Source organism: Vagococcus zengguangii, assembly GCF_005145005.1.
GTDB lineage: Bacteria > Bacillota > Bacilli > Lactobacillales > Vagococcaceae > Vagococcus_A > Vagococcus_A zengguangii.
Window position 1 is genome coordinate 546,174 of sequence record NZ_CP039712.1, and the last position, 21,677, is coordinate 567,850.

Here is a 21,677-nt window from a genome sequence, read left to right on the forward strand (position 1 = left end):
CATTGAAAACTGGATATTGAAACAAAATTAAAACAAACCGAAAACACCGCGTTGAAACGAGTTAATAAACAAAGTTCAATAGCTAAAACATAGGGTTGATGGAGCTGACTATCGCTAGTTGGTGGAAATCAAGAGTCTAGCACGAAAGTGGTAGCAAATAAGGTTAAGTGAATAAGGGCGCACGGTGGATGCCTTGGCACTAGAAGACGATGAAGGACGGGACTAACTCCGATAAGCTTTGGGGAGCTGTACGTAAGCTATGATCCAGAGATTTCCGAATGGGGCAACCCAGCAGCTTTTATAGGCTGTTACTCCTAACTGAATACATAGGTTAGTGAGGGTGAGACGCAGAGAACTGAAACATCTAAGTACCTGCAGGAAGAGAAAGAAAAATCGATTTCCTTAGTAGCGGCGAGCGAAACGGAAACAGCCCAAACCAACGAGCTTGCTCGTTGGGGTTGTAGGACTCAGCTGTGGTAGCTGTGAGTAGTAGTTGAATCGACCTGGAAAGGTCAGCTAAAAAGGGTGAAAGCCCCGTAAACGAAACTAGTCACACACCTATGAGTATCCTGAGTACGGCGGAACACGTGAAATTCCGTCGGAATCCGGGAGGACCATCTCCCAAGGCTAAATACTCTCTAGTGACCGATAGTGAACCAGTACCGTGAGGGAAAGGTGAAAAGCACCCCGGGAGGGGAGTGAAATAGAACCTGAAACCGTGTGCCTACAACAAGTTAGAGCCCGTTAATGGGTGATAGCGTGCCTTTTGTAGAATGAACCGGCGAGTTACGATTGCGTGCGAGGTTAAGATGAAGAGTCGGAGCCGTAGCGAAAGCGAGTCTGAATAGGGCGAATTAGTACGTAGTCGTAGACCCGAAACCATGTGATCTACCCATGTCCAGGTTGAAGGTGCGGTAAAACGCACTGGAGGACCGAACCCACGCACGTTGAAAAGTGCGGGGATGAGGTGTGGGTAGCGGAGAAATTCCAATCGAACTTGGAGATAGCTGGTTCTCTCCGAAATAGCTTTAGGGCTAGCCTCGGAATTGAGAATGATGGAGGTAGAGCACTGTTTGGACTAGGGGCCCATCCCGGGTTACCGAATTCAGATAAACTCCGAATGCCATTCATTCATATCCGGGAGTCAGACTGCGAGTGATAAGATCCGTAGTCGAAAGGGAAACAGCCCAGACCACCAGCTAAGGTCCCAAAATGTATGTTAAGTGGAAAAGGATGTGGGGTTGCATAAACAACTAGGATGTTGGCTTAGAAGCAGCCACCATTTAAAGAGTGCGTAATAGCTCACTAGTCGAGTGACCCTGCGCCGAAAATTTACCGGGGCTAAACATACTACCGAAGCTGTGGATTACACCTTAGGGTGTAGTGGTAGGAGAGCGTTCTAAGGGCGTTGAAGGTAGATCGTGAGGACTACTGGAGCGCTTAGAAGTGAGAATGCCGGTATGAGTAGCGAAAGACGGGTGAGAATCCCGTCCACCGTATGACTAAGGTTTCCTGGGGAAGGCTCGTCCTCCCAGGGTTAGTCGGGACCTAAGCCGAGGCCGACAGGCGTAGGCGATGGACAACAGGTTGATATTCCTGTACCAGTTATATTTGTTTGAGCAAGGGAGTGACGCAGGAGGTTAGGTGAACCAGACGATTGGAAGAGTCTGGCCAAGCAGTGAGTTTTGTGATGAGTCAAATGCTTATCGCTATAAGAACAAGCTGTGATGGGGAGGGAAGTAATAGTACCGAAGTCACTGACATCACACTGCCAAGAAAAACTTCTAGTGAGAATATAACTGCCCGTACCGCAAACCGACACAGGTAGTCGAGGAGAGTATCCTAAGGTGAGCGAGTGAACTCTCGTTAAGGAACTCGGCAAAATGACCCCGTAACTTCGGGAGAAGGGGTGCTGAGCGCAAGCTCAGCCGCAGTGAATAGGCCCAAGCGACTGTTTATCAAAAACACAGGTCTCTGCAAAATCGAAAGATGACGTATAGGGGCTGACGCCTGCCCGGTGCTGGAAGGTTAAGAGGATGGGTTAGCTTACGCGAAGCTCAGAATTGAAGCCCCAGTAAACGGCGGCCGTAACTATAACGGTCCTAAGGTAGCGAAATTCCTTGTCGGGTAAGTTCCGACCCGCACGAAAGGCGTAACGATTTGGGCACTGTCTCAACGAGAGACTCGGTGAAATTTTAGTACCTGTGAAGATGCAGGTTACCCGCGACAGGACGGAAAGACCCCATGGAGCTTTACTGTAGTTTGATTTTGAATGTTTGTAACACATGTACAGGATAGGTAGGAGCCGTAGAGCTCGGTACGCCAGTATCGAAGGAGGCAATGGTGGGATACTACCCTTGTGTTATGACCATTCTAACCCGCGCCACTAATCGTGGCGGGAGACAGAGTCAGATGGGCAGTTTGACTGGGGCGGTCGCCTCCTAAAAGGTAACGGAGGCGCCCAAAGGTTCCCTCAGAATGGTTGGAAATCATTCGAAGAGTGCAAAGGCAGAAGGGAGCTTGACTGCGAGACCTACAAGTCGAGCAGGGACGAAAGTCGGGCTTAGTGATCCGGTGGTTCCGCATGGAAGGGCCATCGCTCAACGGATAAAAGCTACCCTGGGGATAACAGGCTTATCTCCCCCAAGAGTCCACATCGACGGGGAGGTTTGGCACCTCGATGTCGGCTCGTCGCATCCTGGGGCTGTAGTCGGTCCCAAGGGTTGGGCTGTTCGCCCATTAAAGCGGCACGCGAGCTGGGTTCAGAACGTCGTGAGACAGTTCGGTCCCTATCCGTCGCGGGCGTTGGAAATTTGAGAGGAGCTGTCCTTAGTACGAGAGGACCGGGATGGACACACCGCTGGTGTACCAGTTGTTCTGCCAAGGGCATAGCTGGGTAGCTACGTGTGGAAGGGATAAACGCTGAAAGCATCTAAGCGTGAAGCCCCCCTCAAGATGAGATTTCCCATTTCTTTAAGAAAGTAAGACCCCTGAGAGACGATCAGGTAGATAGGTTGGAAGTGTAAGTACAGCGATGTATTCAGCGGACCAATACTAATCGGTCGAGGACTTAACCAAAAAAATTGTATTTCGGAAAGTAAAGTTTTGTTTCAATCCAGTTTTGAGTGAAGGAATTCATTCAATTAAATAGTGTGGTGGCGATAGCGAGAAGGATACACCTGTTCCCATGTCGAACACAGAAGTTAAGTTTCTTAGCGCCGATTGTAGTTGGGGGTTTCCCCCTGTGAGAGTAGGACGTCGCCACGCTTTTTTTTTGGCCCGTTGGTCAAGCGGTTAAGACACCGCCCTTTCACGGCGGTAACACGGGTTCGAGTCCCGTACGGGTCATAAAGATAAATGTGCGGTAATGATGGCAAGAAGGATACACCTGTTCCCATGTCGAACACAGAAGTTAAGTTTCTTAGCGCCGATTGTAGTTGGGGGTTTCCCCCTGTGAGAGTAGGACATCGCCGTGCAAATATTAGGTTAATTCTTTATAGGATTAGCCTTTTTTGTTATAAAAATTTTTTTTTGTCTCGTGCGATACCTGCTCTATCGAGTGTTGTGCGTTTTTTATTTGATGTTGTTCCTTTAACAAGCTTTATAGATAATCGATAGTTCTTAATTCAAATATGTTAAAATTAGAATAACTGAATGACAAACAGACTTGATTAATGAAAGGAAGTAAATCATGAAACGATTATATTTGATGAGGCATGCTGAAACACTCTTTAATAAATTGGGAAAGATACAAGGTGCTTGTGATTCGCCATTGACGGAGAATGGAAAATTACAAGCTCAAAAAGCAAAAGAAATGATTAAAGAAGAAGGAATCGTTTTTGATGGATTATATTGTTCTACTCAAGAAAGAGCATCAGATACGTTAGAAATTGTGACAAATTCAAGTCATTATCAAAGGATCAAAGGATTGAAGGAATGGCATTTTGGAGATTTTGAAGGTGAAAGTGAACGATTAAATCCCAAAATAACCCCCCCAGCAACATCTTACGGAGAGTATTTTGTTGAATATGGAGGTGAATCATTTCTAGAGGTTCAGGAAAGAATGAAATGTTCTTTATTAGAAATTATGACTAACGCCAATCAATCAGTACTAGTAGTTAGTCATGGTGGGGCGATCTATTCATTTAGTCAGCTATGGCTGTCTTTTGAAAAAGTTAAAACGTTATCATTTGGTAATTGTGCAATACTAGTGTTTGAATTTGATGAAGCCAAACAAGAATTTAGTTTTGTAGAAGTCCTTAATCCTTAATCACTAAGTATCGTCAATTGACGTACATTTAAATAGTGTGTTATAGTGTGTTGGATTATTTTGATGGTTGAAGAATGGGAGGAGTGACTACTATTAAACGTTCCGATAAAATATATAAATTTGTACTTGAGCACACGTCACATCTTAATCTAAATGATTTAGATAACAATCGTGGTGTGACGGCATCAGATATCGAAAAGAAGTTGAATATTCAGCGTGCAAATGCGAGTCGTGATTTAAATCAGTTGGTAAGGGAAGGGTTGGTTTTAAAAGGAAAAGGTCGTCCAGTGTGTTATATTGCTAATCTATCAATAGACTCTGTTGAACCTTTAATTGAGAAGAAGGAAGTAAATTCAGCGCCGATTGAAAAATTAGATGTTTTTGATAATTTAATAGGTGGCACACACAGTTTAAAGTTGCCAATTGAGCAAGCTAAGGCGGCGATTTTATACCCACCAAATGGATTGAATTGTTTAATTACTGGGGCTACAGGTTCAGGTAAATCTTTTTTTGCTAAAGCGATGTTTGAATATGCTAAGGAAAATAATGTATTAGCAGAAGATAAAAAATTAGTAGTTTTTAACTGTGCGGATTATGCTCATAACTCAGAATTATTAATGAGTCATTTGTTTGGATATGTTGAGGGGGCCTTTACAGGTGCCAATAAAAATAAAGCTGGATTGATTCAAGAAGCTGATAACAGTATGTTGTTCTTGGATGAAATTCATCGGCTACCTCCAGAAGGTCAGGAAATGATTTTTTACTTTATGGATCACGGTTTGTATAATCGGTTGGGGGAAACGTTAAAAAATCAAAAAGCAAACGTTCGGATTATTTGTGCAACAACTGAAGATCCTTCTTCAGCCTTACTTAATACATTTGTCAGACGAATTCCGATTAATATTAAGCTACCAAGCTTTGAAGAACGTACACCTCGTGAAAAAGTTGATTTAGCTGTGCAAATGTTTGCGATTGAAGCACAGCGAATCGGTAAAAATATTTCATTAACGTCTGATGTTATGAAAGCTCTAATAGGTAGTGTAACCTTTGGTAATGTGGGACAATTGAAATCGAATGTTCAATTGATTTGTGCACGTTCATTTTTAACACACGTTGAGGATGATGAATTAGCGATTGATTTGGAGCAGTTACCATTAGAAATTAAGCGAGGTTTATCTGAAATTGCCAATAATCGTCAGCTAGCAGCAGAATTGACACAGTTGTTATCAGCGAATATGATTATTTCTCCAAATAATGAAGTCAAAAATAGTTCATTAGTGGACACGTATGACTTGCCATATGACTTGTATGAGGTTATCGGTGAAAAAACTAAGATGTTACAAGGAGCAGGCGTTAATCAAGAAAAAATCAAAGAAATGATCATGTCGGAAATTAATATGCATCTGTCATCTTTTTATAAAAATCATGGTTTGATGCCTGAGTCGAGTCATCATTTGGTGGAATTAGTTGATCCAGAGTTGGTAGAGCTAACAAAAGAAATTCATCAAATAGCTTCAACGGAACTAGAGTATCCGTTCCAAATTAATTTCATTTACGCATTAAGTCTACATATTAGTGCCTATTTAAGAAGAGCAGCTGGAGAACAGGCTGGAGAAACTTTAGAAAGTAATGCAGGCATTCGAGAACTCGTGACGAAACATCCTAAAGAATATCAAGTCGCTTTGAAGATTAAAGAGCTGATTGCTAACAAGTATCAAGTGTTGCTACCAGCTGATGAAATAGATTATTTGACGTTATTAATTGTCTCACTTAAAGAAAATTATCATGGTGGTAAAATTGGGATTATTGTAGCTGCGCATGGGGACGCAACTGCCAGCAGTATGGTGCAAGTGGCGAAGCAATTATTTGGCAATCATAATATTACAGCTGTCGATATGCCATTAGATATGGCACCTAAAGTGGCTTATCAAAAAATAATCGAAGCGGCTAATACGATTCAATATAGTAGTGGTTTAATCTTATTGGTAGATATGGGTTCGTTGTTGACATTCGGAGAAGAAATAGCACAAGAATTAAATGTCGATGTGCGAACACTAGACATGGTAACGACCTCACTAGTCCTTGAAACAGCGAGGAAAACCGATTTACTCGATGCTGATTTGGAATCTCTTTATCAGGCGCTATTACGTTTTAATGGGTATGGTCAACGCCCAACGGATATTAAAGCTAACACGGTTCAGACGGTTCAAGAAAGAAATGAACCAAGTGAGAAAGCGATTGTCGCTATTTGTGCTTCAGGTAAAGGAGCAGCTGAGCGAATGAAGTCATTAATTTTAGAAAATTTAGAAGATATAGAAACACAACATTTATCAGTTATTCCAATTTCAGTTTTAAATATGAAAGAACGTATTAAAGAAATTCAGAAAGACTATCAGTTATTAGCTGTAACGGGGATTGTCGATCCACGTATCAATGTTCCATTTTATTCATTGGATTCATTATTGACCGGTAAAGCGATTCATTCGATTCGTGAATTACTCGTCAACGACACACTAATTACTGATAATCAGCCTATGTCAATGGAGCAAACACAGCAATTGTGTCTAGATTATTTATCAGATTATTATACGTTTATCAATCCTCATAAAGTATTACCCATCTTTTGGGAGTTTACTGAGACTGTTTTTGAAAAGGTTTTGCGTAAGCCGGTTACAGAGTATTTGTCATTTGTTAATGTTGTGTCACATTTAGCTGGTATGTTAGAACGAGAGATTCGTCATGAGCCAATCAGTGTTGATGCGGGCTTGTTAACAGAAGCCAAAGAAACAAAGTTATATCAAATTATTGAATTTGAGAAAAAAGAAATTGAACAAAGTTTTAATATAACCATTAGCCAAGAGGAAGTGTTTTATATTTTTGAAAATATTAAAAACACACTAGACTTAAGTGTATAAACGACAGAAATAACAACACACAAAAGCAACACACAATAATTGTGTGTTGCTTTTGTGTTGTTCAGGAAATGCTAATAGTGTAATATCAAGGGTTATAACAGACACACTAAAGTTGGCACGTAAATTGCTTTACTATAGATGTGTATGAATTAATTTGAGTAAATTTTTGTCAGTAAAGGACGAGAAAGATGGATATTCAATTTGTACGAATCGATGATCGGTTGATTCATGGTCAGGTAGCAACTGTCTGGGTTAAAAAATTTAATATTGAACGGATTTTGGTTGTGAGTGAAGAAGTGACAAAGAATCCAGTGAGAAAAATCATGCTTGAACAAGCTGCTCCTCCTGGTGTTTTTGTAAACGTCATTCCTCCATCAAAGCTAGTCGATATTTATTTTGATCCGTTGTTTATCTCAACTAAAGTGATGCTATTATTTACGAATCCTCATGAATTAGTGAGTGTCGTGAAACAAGGCGTCGTTTTTCCCTCGGTTAATATCGGAGGAATGAGCTTTGCAACAGGGAAAAAAATGTTAACTAATGCAGTAGCCGTTAACCAAGCAGATCTTGAGGCATTCGAGTATCTAGCGACTAAAGGAATTGAACTGGAAGTCCGGAAAGTTTTTTCTGATTCAAAACAGCAATTAATGGATTTAATTAGTAAAAAGAAATTATTTTAATCAGTCAGATTAATTCAAACGCCACAAGAAATTTTATACATTTGTAATCAAATGATTAGGAGGGAGAAAACAGATGGTAGGAATTATTTTAGCAAGTCATGGTGAATTTGCTCAAGGTATTTTACAATCAGGTTCAATGATTTTTGGTGAACAACAAAACGTTGCAGCTGTAACATTAATGCCAAGCGAAGGTCCAGATGACGTTAGAGCTAAGATGGAAGAAGCAATCGCATCTTTTGATGATAACGAAAGCATTCTATTTTTAGTTGACTTATGGGGAGGCACTCCATTCAACCAAGCCAACCATTTATTAGCAGGTAAAGAGGATAAATGGGCAATCGTAAGTGGCTTAAACTTACCAATGTTAATCGAAGCTTATGCTTCACGTTTTTCAATGGAATCAGCACACGAAATCGCAACTCAAATTGTTGGAGTAGCAAAAGATGGCGTGAAAGCGAAACCTGAGGAATTAGAACCTGTAACAGAAACAGCAAAAGCTGAAGCACCAGTTCATCAAGGCGCTATTCCTGAAGGTACAGTTTTAGGAAATGGTGAAATTGATTATGTTCTAGCACGTATCGATTCTCGTTTATTACACGGACAAGTTGCAACTGCATGGACAAAAGCAACAAAACCAAACCGTATTATCGTTGTATCAGATGCGGTGTCTAAAGACGATTTACGTAAGAAATTAATCGAACAAGCAGCTCCTCCAGGGGTTAAAGCAAACGTTATTCCAATCAGCAAAATGATTGAAGTTGCGAAAGATCCACGTTTTGGTGATACAAAAGCATTATTATTATTTGAAACACCTCAAGATGTGTTAGCAGCAGTTGAAGGCGGCGTGAAACTTGAAGAAGTTAACGTTGGTTCAATGGCTCACTCAGTTGGTAAAGTAGTAGTAAACAAAGTGTTATCTATGAACAACGACGACGTAGCAGCGTTTGAAGCATTAGAAGCTCAAGGCGTTAAATTTGATGTCCGTAAAGTACCTAATGATTCTCGTGGCAACATGGATGAATTAATCAAAAAAGCTAAGACAGACTTAGCAAACGCATAATAAATAATTAACATATAGGAGGCTTATCATGAGTGCATTATCAATGATTTTAGTTGTATTAGTTGCCTTTCTAGCTGGTATGGAAGGAATATTAGATGAATTCCAATTCCATCAACCGTTAGTAGCATGTACATTAATCGGTTTAGTAACAGGTAATTTAGAAGCAGGGATTGTTCTAGGTGGAACATTACAAATGATCGCGTTAGGTTGGGCTAACATTGGGGCAGCAGTAGCACCCGATGCAGCATTAGCATCTGTAGCGTCAGCAATTATTTTAGTTTTAGGTGGACAAGGTGTTAAAGGTGTACCAGCTGCGATTGCAGTAGCGGTTCCTTTAGCGGTAGCAGGTTTATTCTTAACAATGATCGTTCGTACGTTAGCGGTTCCTATCGTTCACATGATGGATAAAGCAGCTGAAGAAGGAAACTTCAAAAAAATCGAATTCTTACATATGGCAGCAGTTGCTATGCAAGGTGTTCGTATTGCAGTTCCAGCCGCAGCATTATTATTCATCCCAGCAGAAACAGTTCAAGGTTTCTTAGAGTCAATGCCAGCATGGTTAACTGATGGTATGGCTATCGGTGGTGGTATGGTAGTAGCAGTAGGTTACGCTTTAGTAATCAACATGATGGCTACAAAAGAAACATGGCCATTCTTCGCTATCGGTTTTGTGGTAGCAGCATTATCAGAAATCACTTTAATCGGTTTAGGTGTATTAGGGGTTGCAATGGCGTTAATCTACTTACACTTATCTAAAACTGGTGGTTCTTCAAACAGCAATGGTGGAAGCAACACTGGTGATCCACTAGGCGATATCTTAAACGACTATTAATAAACCTTGAAGGAGGACAAAACAAATGGCAGAAAAAATTCAATTAAGTAAAAAAGATCGATTAGCTGTTGCATGGCGTTCTACATTCATTCAAGGTTCTTGGAACTATGAACGTATGCAAAATGGTGGTTGGGTTTACTCAATGATCCCAGCAATCAAAAAATTATATACAAACAAAGATGATCAAAAAGCGGCTTTAAAACGTCACTTAGAATTCTTTAACACTCACCCATATATCGCTTCTCCAATCTTAGGTGTAACATTAGCCTTAGAAGAAGAGCGTGCAAACGGAGCTGACGTTGATGACGTCGCTATCCAAGGGGTTAAAATTGGTATGATGGGACCTTTAGCTGGTATCGGCGATCCTGTCTTCTGGTTTACAGTTCGTCCAATGTTAGGTGCTTTAGGTGCCTCACTTGCTATGGGTGGAAACATCTTAGGACCAATCTTATTCTTCGTCTTATGGAACTTAATCCGTTGGGCATTTATGTGGTACACACAAGAGTTTGGTTACAAAGCTGGTAGCAAAATCACTGAAGATTTATCAGGTGGTTTATTACAAGATGTTACTAAAGGTGCGTCAATATTAGGGATGTTCGTACTGGCAGCGTTAGTGCAACGTTGGGTATCAATCAAATTCCAACCAATTGTTTCAACAGTTGACTTAGACAAAGGTGCTTATATCGAGTGGGATAAACTACCTGCTGGAGCAGACGGAATCAGAGCAGCATTTGAACAAGTAAATAGCGGTTTATCTTTATCAGCGCAAAAAGTTACAACATTACAACAAAACTTGGATCAATTAATTCCTGGTTTAGTTCCATTATTATTAACATTATTCTGTATGTGGTTATTGAAGAAAAAAGTATCTCCAATCGTAATCATCTTAGGATTATTCGTAGTAGGTATTTTAGGTCACGTAGTAGGATTACTATAATAATGATTGAAAAGCTCGAGACTTTCTCGAGCTTTTTTTCATCAACTGACTATGCTACAATGGGGACAATTAGCAATTAGAAGCGAGGGAAAAATCATGGTGCAATCACTTAATACAAAAGTTGACTTGGTAATGGATGCAACAGCATATACAGGCTTAACTGACTATGGGAAAATTATGGTTGGGGATAAGGGATTTGAGTTTTATCATGACCGCGATGTTCGTAAGTTCATTCAAATTCCATGGGAAGAAGTTGATTATGTCACTGCTTCAGTAATGTTTAAAGGAAAATGGATTCCAAGATATGGTATTCAAACGAAACAAAACGGGATGTATACATTTGCATCAAAAAATCCTAAAAAAGTATTACGAGCGATTAATGTCTATATTCCAGCTGATCGTATGGTACATTCTTTAAGTTTTATGGATGTCATGAAGCGAGGATTGAAAAATACCTTTAAGAAGAAGTAACAGAAATTTTTATGATTAAAACTTTTTGGCTAGTTGTAGAATCAAGTTAGCCACCCTAAAATAAATAAAAAACACCATGGTAAAAAAATCATGTATCATTGAAGTACTCACTCAACAATGAAAGGAATTTTTACCATGGCTCAAATTAAGAATAACACAAAAAAATCAAGCTATAAACACCTTTCCTTCAAGGAAAGACAACTTATTGAATTCTGGCATAAGGATGGTAAATCAAATAGAGAAATTGGTAAACGGTTAGGTCGTCATCACCAAACGATTGCTAACGAGCTTAAACGTGGTACCACAACTCAAATTAAAGAAAATAAGAAAGTTAGGCAACTCTATTTTGCTGATACAGGACAAGCCGTTTATACAAAAAACAGGAAGCGTTGTGGAGCTAAATCCAAATTAATAAGTGCTTTTGACTTTATTAATTATGCTTGTAAACAAATCATTGAATTTAACTGGTCACCAGATGCTATTGTGGGTTTTGTTAAATCCTTAGAGGATTTTGACAAACCTACAGTCTCCACTAAAACACTTTATAACTACATAGATAGTGGCATTCTACCAATAAGAAACCACCATCTTAAAATGAAGCTTAGGTTATCACCGAAAAAAAAGAGAAGCCATCAGCATAAAAAAGAGCTAGGAAAATCAATTGATCTACGGCCAGCTTCGATTGATAGTAGACAATCTTTTGGTCATTGGGAAATAGATAGTGTTCTTGGAGCCAAAACAAAAGATGACAATGCTTTACTCACTCTCGTTGAAAGAAAAACACGCTACATGGTGACCGCTATTTTAGATGACCATACTGAAGAGTCTGTTTGCTATGCATTAAAACAACTAGAAAAGCAGTTTGGTCATTTGTTTCCTCATGTATTTAAATCAATCACCGCTGATAACGGAAGTGAATTTATCTCATTACAAGACACCTTAAACCATGCGACAGATATTTACTTTGCTCATCCATATTCCTCTTGGGAACGTGGAACAAATGAGCGACATAATGGATTACTTAGAAGGTTTATTCCGAAAGGAACACCGATATATAAGTATTCAAAACAATTTATTCAGCAAGCTACTGATAGTATCAATTTTTTACCACGTAAGTTGTTAAACTATCGACAACCAGTCATACTATTTTTAGAAGAATTGGAAAAAATTAAAACCAAAACCTGATAGTAAAAGAGGTTTTGGTTAAAATAACATTGATATTTAGATTTTTTTACCTAAGTGGCTAACTTAATATTGCAATTTAGAGATTAAAACTTTTTATTGATGGGAGCATAGTTTCGACTATGCTTCTTTTTTGTTTCAAAATTACTCAACTAAATGACAATTTTATGATTGATGACTATTATTGAAAAATCATTTGTATAAGTGTTTATTAGGTGGAATTTCACAGTTGTATATAAATAAGTTAAAAGTAAACGGTACAAAATTATCGTTTTTTTATTTTTTTTAAACAATTTAGGATAAAAAGGTTAGAATAAAGAATTATATAATACTTATTAGTTAACAAGTGTCAAAAAAGTCAAAGAAAGGAGTATGAGATTGGAAAAGAAATCGACAGATTTGTTAAGCGTATCCTCTAGCAAAGGTAGTTTCTTAAGGTTAGTGTTTGAAAGAATAAGTAACGGCTTATTTTATTTTGTCACGTTGTCGATTATTATCGTTTCGGCGGTTTTATTATTTGATAAAACTAGCAATAAAACAGTAGCTGGTTATTCAATGTTAGGTGTGTTAACCGATTCTATGTCACCTAATCAACAAAATATTTATGAGGATAGCTTTCGTTCAGGCGATGTTTTGATAACTAAAAAAACAACGGCTAGTGAATTGGCAGTAGGTGACATTATTACATTCAAACCTAATTTAGCAAGCGATACGTTAGTGACCCACCGAATCATCGAGAAAAAATCGATTGAAGCGGATGGTAGTCAATATTTTGTGACAAAAGGCGACAATAATAATTCAGCGGATCTTCCGATTCATGAGCAACAAATTGTAGCTAAAAAGGTTTTGATTATTCCAAAACTAGGTTCATTCATCTTATGGGTACAACAGAACTTATTATTAGCCGTTATTAGTGTAATTAGCTTTTTAGGCATTATCCAATTAATTAATTATTTAATCAAAAAATAAAGGAGAAAAAACGATGAAAAAAAACAAGAAAAAATTATTAGCAGGTAGCGCTTTAGGTTTAGTTTTATTATTTGGTGGAACATATGCTTGGTTTACTAGCCAAGACGAGGTAACCAACCACTTTGAAGGACAAATTGCTGGAAATGATATCCAAATTGTCGAAACCTATGAACCTGAAACTAACTGGGAACCAGGTGAAGAGGTAAATAAAGATGTAGCGGTTGCTAACGTTTCTGAATACAATGCGTTTACACGTGTAGCATTTGACGAGATATTAAAACTCTTGAAAGATTCATCAGAGGTTTATTATAACGGCCAAACTTATGTGAACAAAGCAGGTGAAACGATAGAAGTTGCAATGCCACTTGTTATGAATAGCTCAATGGATTATTTAGCTAAAGGGTACACTGATGTGACAGCTAAATTGGCAACAGAGGTCAAAGACATAACAGTTAACGGAAAAACTTATAAATTCCAATTATTTGAAAAAGCAGCGATTGGAACTGCTAACCAATTTTCTTATGGTGCGGTTTGGATGTCAGGTACTGAGCAAGCAAAAGCTTATATCGGTAATACTTCAAACTTAATTGCTAGAGCAGCTGATGGGACATTAAGTTTTAATGGGATTGAACCAACTATTTCGGTAGTCGACAAAACGTATGCGGATGCATTAACTGCAAACTGGACTAATCCTGTTTACGGTAAAACACCTATCAATGACTTAGTATTCAAATCTGCGACTGATGATAATATCGAATTGAATTTTGTAAATGTTACGAATATACCGACTGAAAAAAAATGGTTCTTCAACCAAGCGGATGGTTATTTCTACTTTGTCGGTAAGGTAGCTTCTGGTGATTCAACGGCTCAACTATTAGATAGTGTTAAATTATTAGGTTCAGCCGGAAACCAATATAGCTTATTTACTTTTGATTTGAATGTTAAGGCCGAAGGAATTCAATCAATTTCTGAGGCAGTGACAGATAACTGGCCAACGGCTTCAAGTGAATTATCAAGCTTACTACAAACATTAGCTGATAACTAATTCCATAAAGGTTAGGAGAGATATTTGTGAGTAAACATTTATCAAAGTACTATCTCGTGTTAATTGGACTACTCCTAATATTTTTCGGCAATATTCCATCAGTTGCGAGTGCAGCAACTGGTGGAATTGTTTTACCTAAAGGCATGGTTATCGGTGACGAAACAGGCCTCCAGGTAAAACCAAGTGGAAAATATATGGTTGAAATAAACAATGTTCTGCCAGGCAATAAATGGCAAACAACCATCACGATAAAAAATGAAGAAAAAAAAGACAGTTATTTTTTAACTTTTCAAGTGTTGCCTCCTACTTTACAAGTTGGACCGATTGATTTTTCAGAAGCCATTGCCATGAAATTGTTCTATGATGACAAGTTGATTTATGATGGGGCGGTATCTGGCAAAGGAAAGGATCTAGATATTCAATCAGAAGCCTTGGCATTAGGAACATATCAAGTTGGTGAAGAACATCAGTTGCGAGCAGAATTTGAAATGGATAAAAGTTATACGAAAGAGGATTATATTCAAAAAAGTATCACTGAAAATGTTTGGCAATTTAAGGCGATTAAAGACAATGGCACGTATACAAATAAGCCACCTACGCTTGCAGATTCAACTAAACCTTCTGCTAGTAAGATTGCTTCCTTAGCCGCCAAGTTTCCGAAAACAGGAGAAATAAGTGGCTACGGATGGTTAAAAGGATTCCTTGGACTGATTATTATATCACTCGCAGTCTTCTTGTTTCTTAAAAAAGAAAAGAAAAAATACTTGAGTGAGAGTTATTGGAAAGGGGATCATTAAGATGTTGGATACTATTAAGTTTTCAATTAGAAGGTTGCAGGCTAATAAAATCATGATGTTGTTAGTGCTAGCTTTCTTACTTATTTCTTGTGGTTTCTACTTTACTTATGCCTGGTTTGCTGATGATGACAAAGTGACTAATCATTTTGAAGGGAATCGTTTAGATGTTGAGTTGGCGGAAGTTTTTGACTCCCCGATGAATTGGCAACCAGGAACAACGACCGTCAAGGAAATTCGTGCAGTCAATACTGGTATTATGCCAGCCCTTGTAAGGATTTCTCTATATGAGTCATTATTAATGTTTAAAGTTGATGTAACGGATCAAAGTGGCAATGGTAATTTAATGATTAGCCAGCAAGCCAATGATCCTGTGGTTAAACTTGACGATGTGAAAACTTGGGAAGCAGCTGCTAAACAAGGGGGCACTTATTACCTTAATAATCACTATTATTTAGCGAAAGAAGCTAAGATAGGTAATCAAGCAACCGGAAAAAATCAATACATGTTAGAAGATAAAAATCGTGAATCGAGTGAATTTAATTATTTTGAAATTATGTTTAATCGTTTAATTAATCAGTCTTCTGAATCATTTACTAAAGATTATTGGCGTTACGAAAAAGGGTATTTCTATTATTCGGAGGTGTTAATGCCTGGTGAACAATCGGAACCTATCGTCAGTCAGGTTTTATTGTCAGCACAAGCGCCAAATCGTTTGAAAGGTTCACTCTACCAGTTAACTCCCCATTTAGAAGGACATGATGTGACACCGTCCATTTTTGCTGAGTGGCAACTAGAAAGTAACAGTGAGATGCAAGCACTTTATCAAACCTATATGAAAGAATAGAGGAGAAAAATGAGACTTAATGATGTGAATAAAAAAAAGATTTTGTTATCAACAATCTTGGCGCTCTTATTAATAATCGCTACCTCTATTGGTAGCACTTTTTCTGCTATGAAAGATTCAGATAGTGTTGATAATCAATTTAGAATAGGAAATCTCCAAACGGAAATTATTGAAGAATTCCCACCAGTTGAGACGATTACTCCAGAGACACCTTATAAAAAAGAAGTCACGGTAAAAAATACGGGTGATGTTCCCATTTTTATTAGAGTATTAGCGCATCCTTATTTGACTTATAAAGAACAATTAATCCCAACGGTAACGGATGATGGTAGTAAGCTCTTAGAAGTCGATTATAATTTGTCTGATTGGATTGACGGTCAAGATGGTTATTTTTATTACAAAAAAGTAATTGAGCCAGAAGAAATCACGCCATTCTTATTTTCAAAAGTGATCTTTCATTCATTCGAGCAGATTGAAACGTTGGCGGGTGTAAACTTCGCTGATTTGAAACTAGATTTTACTATCAAGGTCGAAGCAATTAATACGTCTAAATTTGCATACCGTGATGCGTGGTGGCAAGGCGAAATCAAGTTACCAGAAGTTGATGCGTTGCTACAACCATTTGTCACAGAATAAAAGTAGGTGAGAAATATTGAAGAAAAGTAAGCAGACAAATGTTTTGATGGTGATTATCATGCAAGTCATCATGATACTAGGGTTTATGAGTCAACTGCCACAAACAAATGAAGCAGCTGTAGAAAATGAGCCCATTATTTCTAAAACAGCAAAACCAGTTGAGGGAATGGTCAATCAATGGGATGTTACACTAAAGGTTGAGAATCTCCCTGTTGAACGACCAGTTGATGTCGTGTTAGTGGTTGATATCTCTTCAAGTATGAAATCAGCGGTATTATTAAATGGTAAGTTAACGACTCGGATGGAGGCTATGCGTGCGGGGATTACTACTTTTACTAAGAGTTTTTTAGCAAGACATCCAGATAATCGTATTGCGATTGTACCGTTTAGTGATAGGCTAGGGACTATACAAAGTTTTAGTCATTCTCAAACAGAAGTAGTAAATTATATTAATAAATTACAAGTTTTTGGAGCGACTCATATTCAAACTGGTTTGAACAAAGCAAAAGAATTATTGAAGGCACAGCCTATAGAAGTTAATGGTAAGAAAGTATCAAGAAATATTATTTTAGTGTCGGATGGAGTACCTAATATTAGTTTTCTTCCGAAAGATAAGAATGATATGCTACCCTACGTAAACGGGATAGATCGAATGGATATGGAGGCTAGTGATAGTGAGGTAAAGTATTACACCAAAAAAACAATTGGTGAATTTGATTATGCCAATAATGCGGGGATAGGAGGAGATCCTACTCTATTAATTTCTAATAATATCCCAGATATTAATATTAATCCTGCGATTAAGCAGCAATATCCTAATGCAACGTTTAGTACCTATTATTCACATATTAACTCGACGATTGCTGAGGCGAGTATCATCAAAAATAGCACTCATCCACTAGATTCATCTAGTAGTTTGGTAGATAATATTTTTTCAATAGGATTAGACAAAGCGAGCTTAGGAGCTCATGCTCCATACATGGAAGAAACGTTATCAGGTGTTTCAACATCTGGTGATTATTTTAGTGTCACCTCTCAAGAATTTGCGTCTATCTTAGATAAAATTGAACGTAATCTAAATGGTTTATTTAAAGAAGCAGTCATTCATGATCCAATTGCGACCGGTTTTACACTTGAAGGCGAAGTTTCCAATCAAAATGCTAGTCACGGAACAGTTACAACAACGGTCAATAATAATACGAAACAACCCGAACTTACATGGAAGTTAGATAACTTAAAATCAACTGATTATCAGTTTAGTTTAACGTATCGTTTAAGTGCGAATCAAGCGGTTTTAGGTGAGGGGATTATCGATTCAGATGGTTTAGCTGAAACCAATGGGATAACGACGTTTACTTATGTTAATTCAGTAAATGAACAAAAGGAAAAGCAGTTTATTGTCCCTAAAGTTCGTCCAATCATTGTTTCTTTAGAAAAAGAATTACTGAATGAAACCGGAAAAAAAATCCCTGATTCAACTAAAGAATTCAATGTTAAATTAGGAGAAGATGAATTTACAACAAAAGATAATTACCAATTATTAGCGAATAATCAAGTGGTTCGTATCGTTCATCCCTGGAAAGCAAATGTTAATTATTCGGTAACCGAAACCTTACAAGCTGGAGAAGAATATGAGACGACCATTAAGGTTAATAATCAGACCACTAGTGGACTCGTTACTAAGTTTAAATTTGCCTCAACTGAACCTAATTATACGCATCAACATATTATAGTGACCAATCAACAAATCCTTAGGGTTAAACAGGTAAAACTTAATGTTCGGCAAGTGGTACTGAATCCTAATGAAGATTTAGTGATCCCAACAAGTGGCTATATGCAACTTGCTTTTGACCAACAACAAGAGCCGAGTTATTTCTTGCTGACTGGCAGTACGTTGGTTAATGAAGCGAATAACATCACGCAAGAGTTGTTTACCCATCAACAATTGTCTTTAAAAAATAATAAGATATTAGAGTTATCAGACATTGTACCAGAATATTATGATTTATATGGTTACCTAGTCACAAGTGAAGATGGAAAACTTATTACTGAACATGTTTCCGATAATCCCACGCTTGTAAAAAATAAACCACAAGTCATCCTTGATTATTCTGAGAAAACAGAATATTGGATTACTTTCTTCATTGAGCCTAAGTTAAGTCCTAATGAAAAATATCCGCGACCTTATAGTTGGGATTATCGTGTCAATAAATTTAATTCAGTGATGTAAAATTTTAGATTAGCTATTTAACAATCGTAAATAGCTAATCTTTTTTAATGCACGATATTTGAAAAAAGATAGTTCATAAGATAAGATAAGTTAAACTAAGGGGGAGAGCATAATGTACCGAGATTTTTTAAAGAAAAACAGGCTATTTAAGCTCGAATTGTATCAACAAATTGGCTTGACGAATAAGTTTGAGGTGCCGACCTTTTATTTAGAAACGAAGTTTAATGCTGATTATTCGACAATTTCAAGAAGGGTGAAGGAATTAAATGAAGACATTCACACCATTACGGGAGAGTATTTAATTGAGCTTGATTTACGTGCGACTCGTTTAAAGGTGGCTAACTATGAAACATTTGAAAAAATTAGACAGCAGTTAATTGCGTATTACTTATCGTTTTCGGGAGCGTATAGTCTGTGCCAATTAATCTGTAATGGCAAACGCCGAGTCACCATCCAACAAGCGGGTCAACAGTTACACATGAGCATTGCCCATATTTACCGTGTTTTAAAAGAGATAAATGCCATTGCAGCCAAATATCACGTAGAAATAAAAAAAGATGAGCAAAATCTCTTAAGGCTTTTTGGAGATGAATTAAGGGTGAGGGTCTTTTTTTATGTCTTTGTTTCTCAAAATATTTCGATTAATAAGCGTGAGGTAGTTGAAAACAGCTCGTTACTAAATCAAGTGCCCTTTTTTAATCAAAGAAAAGAAGTGATGAGTGAAATCAATGTTTATAAGTTAGAAATTTTGCTGGCTGTTTTTAAAAATAGAATGGTCAATAAATGCTATTTTGACTTAATGGAAGGTGAGGCGTTGTTTTCTGTCGATAATGAAATTGTGATTCAATTTGACCGCTTCTTTGAAGGTTCGTTATTATTTGATAAACAACTTCAAAAAAATGAAGTGGCTTATTTTATCTTATTTATCTATTTCTTTGTGCCAGAGTTTTTTGATGATGAATTGCTGGCGACTAATTATCACAAATTCGAAATTAATGATGCTAATAAAGCAACCTCACAATTGGCAGTTCAAGAGTGGCAACGCTATTTAGAACTTGAACTAAACTTAACCGAGCAAAAACGTTATCGATTGTATAGTTATTTGTTATATATTATTAGTTATCGCCTACAGTTATCCGCTTTTGAATTTGAACCTTTTAGTCAATATTTTGCTCATGAGGTTATTCTGAATTCTCCTATTCGTCAAGATTTGGAAAAAATTGCAGCCACCAGTTTAATGGCGAACCCTCATCCTCAAATGTCACCTGCTGACGAATTATGGAAGATAAATTTTTCTTGCCTCTTTTATTTACCTACACAAAAATTTTTAGAAAAGGTCATTAATGTGGGCCTTTGTTTTAAATTCCAACCAAATGAAGAACAATTTATTATGCAAAAACTCAGATATATTTATGGTGACTCGCTCTACATTAGCCACGACATTGAAAATGCTGATATCATTATTTCTGATAGTTACTTATTAGATAGTGATAAACCCATTATCTTTGTAGAAGATATTTTTAATCGTCAAAATTTTATGTTAATTCTGACTAGAATTAATGAGGAGATTATTGGGCAGTTCTACTAGAACGTCAATCTTATTATTAAATTAATGTTTGTCGAAATAAATTATCCTAATAAATCTGTTCTCTTCGAGAAAAAGCTAGGTAAGAATGGTTTTAATATAGCCTTATATTTGATATAATAACGTTGATATCGTTTCTAGAAAGAAGGTCATAAGATGATTCATCGTATAAATAAGCTTAGAAACAAAATGAAAGAAGCAAATTTAGCGGCATTTTTAGTGACAAGTCCATATAACTTAAGATACGTTTCAGGTTTTACTGGCACGTCTGGGTTAGCAGTGATTACGTTAGATAATGCTTACTTTGTTACAGACTTCCGTTATACTGAACAAGCTAGCACCCAATGTGAAGGCTATACCATCGTTCAGCATACTGGTCCAATCTATGAAGAAGTAGAAAACATTGTCAAAAAGGAAAACTTAGCGAACATGGCATTTGAAGAAGTGCATATGTCTTACTTCACTCATGACGTGATTTCAGAATTAATTTCATGTGAATTAGTTCCCGTTCAGGGCATGATTGAAGAGTTGCGTGAAGTCAAAGAAGCGTCAGAAATCGAAACGATTAAGTTTGCATGTGGAATTGCAGATAAAGCTTTTGCCCACATTCTTGATTATATCAAACCAGGTATGAGCGAAATTCAAGTGGCAAATGAAGTAGATTTCTTTATGCGTTCTTTAGGGGCAACGAGTGTGTCATTTGAAACAATTGTTGCGAGTGGCGTTCGTTCAGCAATGCCTCATGGTGTAGCAAGCAACAAAATTATTGAGCAAGGTGACTTGATTACTTTAGATTTTGGATGTTATTATGAAGGGTACGTTTCTGATATGACACGTACATTTGCGATTGGTGACCCAGGTCAACGATTGAGAGAAATCCATCAAATGGTATTGGATGCTCAATTAATGGTAACGGAAGCGGCTAAACCAGGTATGACAGGTGTTCAATTAGATGCAGTGGCACGCGATTACTTTGCAACTAAAGGCGTAGCAGAAGCGTTTGGTCATTCTACTGGTCATGGTATCGGCTTAGAAATCCACGAAGGTCCAAATGTTTCACGTTTAGCTGAGAAAGCTTTTGTACCAGGTAATGTGATTACTAACGAACCAGGCTTATACTTCCCAGGTGTCGGCGGTGTACGTATCGAAGATGATCTTTTAGTAACAGAATCAGGCGTTGAAATATTAACTCATTCACCAAAAGAGTTAATTATTTTGTAAGAT

16 protein-coding genes, 1 tRNA gene and 3 rRNA genes are annotated in these 21,677 nt (G+C 37.5%); all 20 read left to right on the top strand.

All coding sequences use genetic code 11. The features are described 5' to 3' along the window. Positions 1-161 precede the first annotated feature (161 nt). Positions 162-3,078 (top strand): 23S ribosomal RNA (locus FA707_RS02575). A 73-nt stretch (positions 3,079-3,151) separates the two neighbouring features. Continuing rightward, positions 3,152-3,267 (top strand): 5S ribosomal RNA (gene rrf / locus FA707_RS02580). Between the two features lie 9 nt (positions 3,268-3,276). Next, positions 3,277-3,348: transfer RNA gene (locus tag FA707_RS02585), tRNA-Glu, on the top strand. 12 nt (positions 3,349-3,360) lie between these two features. Then, positions 3,361-3,476: ribosomal RNA gene (gene rrf, locus FA707_RS02590) — 5S ribosomal RNA — on the top strand. A gap of 215 nt (positions 3,477-3,691) precedes the next feature. Next, complete coding sequence (locus FA707_RS02595) at positions 3,692-4,270, top strand: histidine phosphatase family protein (protein WP_136952758.1); 579 nt, start codon at positions 3,692-3,694, stop codon at positions 4,268-4,270. An 83-nt stretch (positions 4,271-4,353) separates the two neighbouring features. Continuing rightward, positions 4,354-7,185, top strand: coding sequence for a sigma-54-dependent transcriptional regulator (locus FA707_RS02600; RefSeq protein WP_246032335.1), 2,832 nt, complete (start codon positions 4,354-4,356; stop codon positions 7,183-7,185). Between the two features lie 188 nt (positions 7,186-7,373). After that, positions 7,374-7,865 carry a PTS sugar transporter subunit IIB gene (locus FA707_RS02605; protein ID WP_136952759.1) on the top strand — a complete coding sequence of 164 codons (492 nt, stop codon included), beginning with the start codon at positions 7,374-7,376 and terminating at the stop codon, positions 7,863-7,865. Positions 7,866-7,938: 73 nt separating this feature from the next. Next, positions 7,939-8,925 (top strand): mannose/fructose/sorbose PTS transporter subunit IIA, encoded by a 987-nt coding sequence (locus FA707_RS02610; protein WP_136952760.1) that lies wholly within the window; start codon positions 7,939-7,941, stop codon positions 8,923-8,925. 28 nt (positions 8,926-8,953) lie between these two features. Then, on the top strand, positions 8,954-9,757 hold the full coding sequence (locus FA707_RS02615) for a PTS mannose/fructose/sorbose transporter subunit IIC (protein WP_136952761.1): 804 nt from the start codon (positions 8,954-8,956) through the stop codon (positions 9,755-9,757). A 25-nt stretch (positions 9,758-9,782) separates the two neighbouring features. After that, complete coding sequence (locus tag FA707_RS02620; RefSeq protein WP_136952762.1) at positions 9,783-10,694, top strand: PTS system mannose/fructose/sorbose family transporter subunit IID; 912 nt, start codon at positions 9,783-9,785, stop codon at positions 10,692-10,694. A gap of 96 nt (positions 10,695-10,790) precedes the next feature. Continuing rightward, the gene (locus FA707_RS02625; protein ID WP_136954162.1) at positions 10,791-11,165 is read left to right on the top strand and encodes a DUF956 family protein; all 375 of its coding nucleotides are present in this window, start codon (positions 10,791-10,793) and stop codon (positions 11,163-11,165) included. A 135-nt stretch (positions 11,166-11,300) separates the two neighbouring features. After that, positions 11,301-12,350, top strand: coding sequence for an IS30 family transposase (locus FA707_RS02630; protein WP_136954163.1), 1,050 nt, complete (start codon positions 11,301-11,303; stop codon positions 12,348-12,350). A gap of 375 nt (positions 12,351-12,725) precedes the next feature. Next, on the top strand, positions 12,726-13,316 hold the full coding sequence (locus FA707_RS02635) for a signal peptidase I (RefSeq protein ID WP_168177331.1): 591 nt from the start codon (positions 12,726-12,728) through the stop codon (positions 13,314-13,316). A gap of 13 nt (positions 13,317-13,329) precedes the next feature. After that, a complete protein-coding gene (locus FA707_RS02640; RefSeq protein ID WP_136952764.1) occupies positions 13,330-14,361 on the top strand; it encodes a BsaA family SipW-dependent biofilm matrix protein in 1,032 nt (343 codons plus the stop codon). Positions 14,362-14,387: 26 nt separating this feature from the next. Then, the gene (locus tag FA707_RS02645; protein ID WP_136952765.1) at positions 14,388-15,158 is read left to right on the top strand and encodes a hypothetical protein; all 771 of its coding nucleotides are present in this window, start codon (positions 14,388-14,390) and stop codon (positions 15,156-15,158) included. Position 15,159: 1 nt separating this feature from the next. Next, a complete protein-coding gene (locus tag FA707_RS02650) occupies positions 15,160-16,002 on the top strand; it encodes a BsaA family SipW-dependent biofilm matrix protein (protein WP_136952766.1) in 843 nt (280 codons plus the stop codon). 9 nt (positions 16,003-16,011) lie between these two features. Then, positions 16,012-16,638 carry a hypothetical protein gene (locus tag FA707_RS02655; protein WP_154299969.1) on the top strand — a complete coding sequence of 209 codons (627 nt, stop codon included), beginning with the start codon at positions 16,012-16,014 and terminating at the stop codon, positions 16,636-16,638. 16 nt (positions 16,639-16,654) lie between these two features. Next, complete coding sequence (locus tag FA707_RS02660; RefSeq protein WP_136952768.1) at positions 16,655-18,868, top strand: vWA domain-containing protein; 2,214 nt, start codon at positions 16,655-16,657, stop codon at positions 18,866-18,868. A gap of 112 nt (positions 18,869-18,980) precedes the next feature. Next, positions 18,981-20,456 (top strand): helix-turn-helix domain-containing protein, encoded by a 1,476-nt coding sequence (locus FA707_RS02665; RefSeq protein WP_136952769.1) that lies wholly within the window; start codon positions 18,981-18,983, stop codon positions 20,454-20,456. Positions 20,457-20,609: 153 nt separating this feature from the next. Continuing rightward, positions 20,610-21,674 (top strand): M24 family metallopeptidase, encoded by a 1,065-nt coding sequence (locus FA707_RS02670; RefSeq protein WP_136952770.1) that lies wholly within the window; start codon positions 20,610-20,612, stop codon positions 21,672-21,674. Positions 21,675-21,677: the final 3 nt, after the last annotated feature.

Excerpts from the sequence above, each read along its gene's own strand:
- FA707_RS02630 (WP_136954163.1), top strand. The coding sequence starts at position 11,301 with ATGGCTCAAATTAAGAATAACACAAAAAAATCAAGCTATAAACACCTT.
- FA707_RS02620 (WP_136952762.1), top strand. The coding sequence starts at position 9,783 with ATGGCAGAAAAAATTCAATTAAGTAAAAAAGATCGATTAGCTGTTGCA.
- FA707_RS02625 (WP_136954162.1), top strand. The coding sequence starts at position 10,791 with ATGGTGCAATCACTTAATACAAAAGTTGACTTGGTAATGGATGCAACA.
- FA707_RS02650 (WP_136952766.1), top strand. The coding sequence starts at position 15,160 with ATGTTGGATACTATTAAGTTTTCAATTAGAAGGTTGCAGGCTAATAAA.
- FA707_RS02595 (WP_136952758.1), top strand. The coding sequence starts at position 3,692 with ATGAAACGATTATATTTGATGAGGCATGCTGAAACACTCTTTAATAAA.
- FA707_RS02665 (WP_136952769.1), top strand. The coding sequence starts at position 18,981 with ATGTACCGAGATTTTTTAAAGAAAAACAGGCTATTTAAGCTCGAATTG.
- FA707_RS02610 (WP_136952760.1), top strand. The coding sequence starts at position 7,939 with ATGGTAGGAATTATTTTAGCAAGTCATGGTGAATTTGCTCAAGGTATT.
- FA707_RS02605 (WP_136952759.1), top strand. The coding sequence starts at position 7,374 with ATGGATATTCAATTTGTACGAATCGATGATCGGTTGATTCATGGTCAG.
- FA707_RS02655 (WP_154299969.1), top strand. The coding sequence starts at position 16,012 with ATGAGACTTAATGATGTGAATAAAAAAAAGATTTTGTTATCAACAATC.
- FA707_RS02615 (WP_136952761.1), top strand. The coding sequence starts at position 8,954 with ATGAGTGCATTATCAATGATTTTAGTTGTATTAGTTGCCTTTCTAGCT.
- FA707_RS02670 (WP_136952770.1), top strand. The coding sequence starts at position 20,610 with ATGATTCATCGTATAAATAAGCTTAGAAACAAAATGAAAGAAGCAAAT.
- FA707_RS02640 (WP_136952764.1), top strand. The coding sequence starts at position 13,330 with ATGAAAAAAAACAAGAAAAAATTATTAGCAGGTAGCGCTTTAGGTTTA.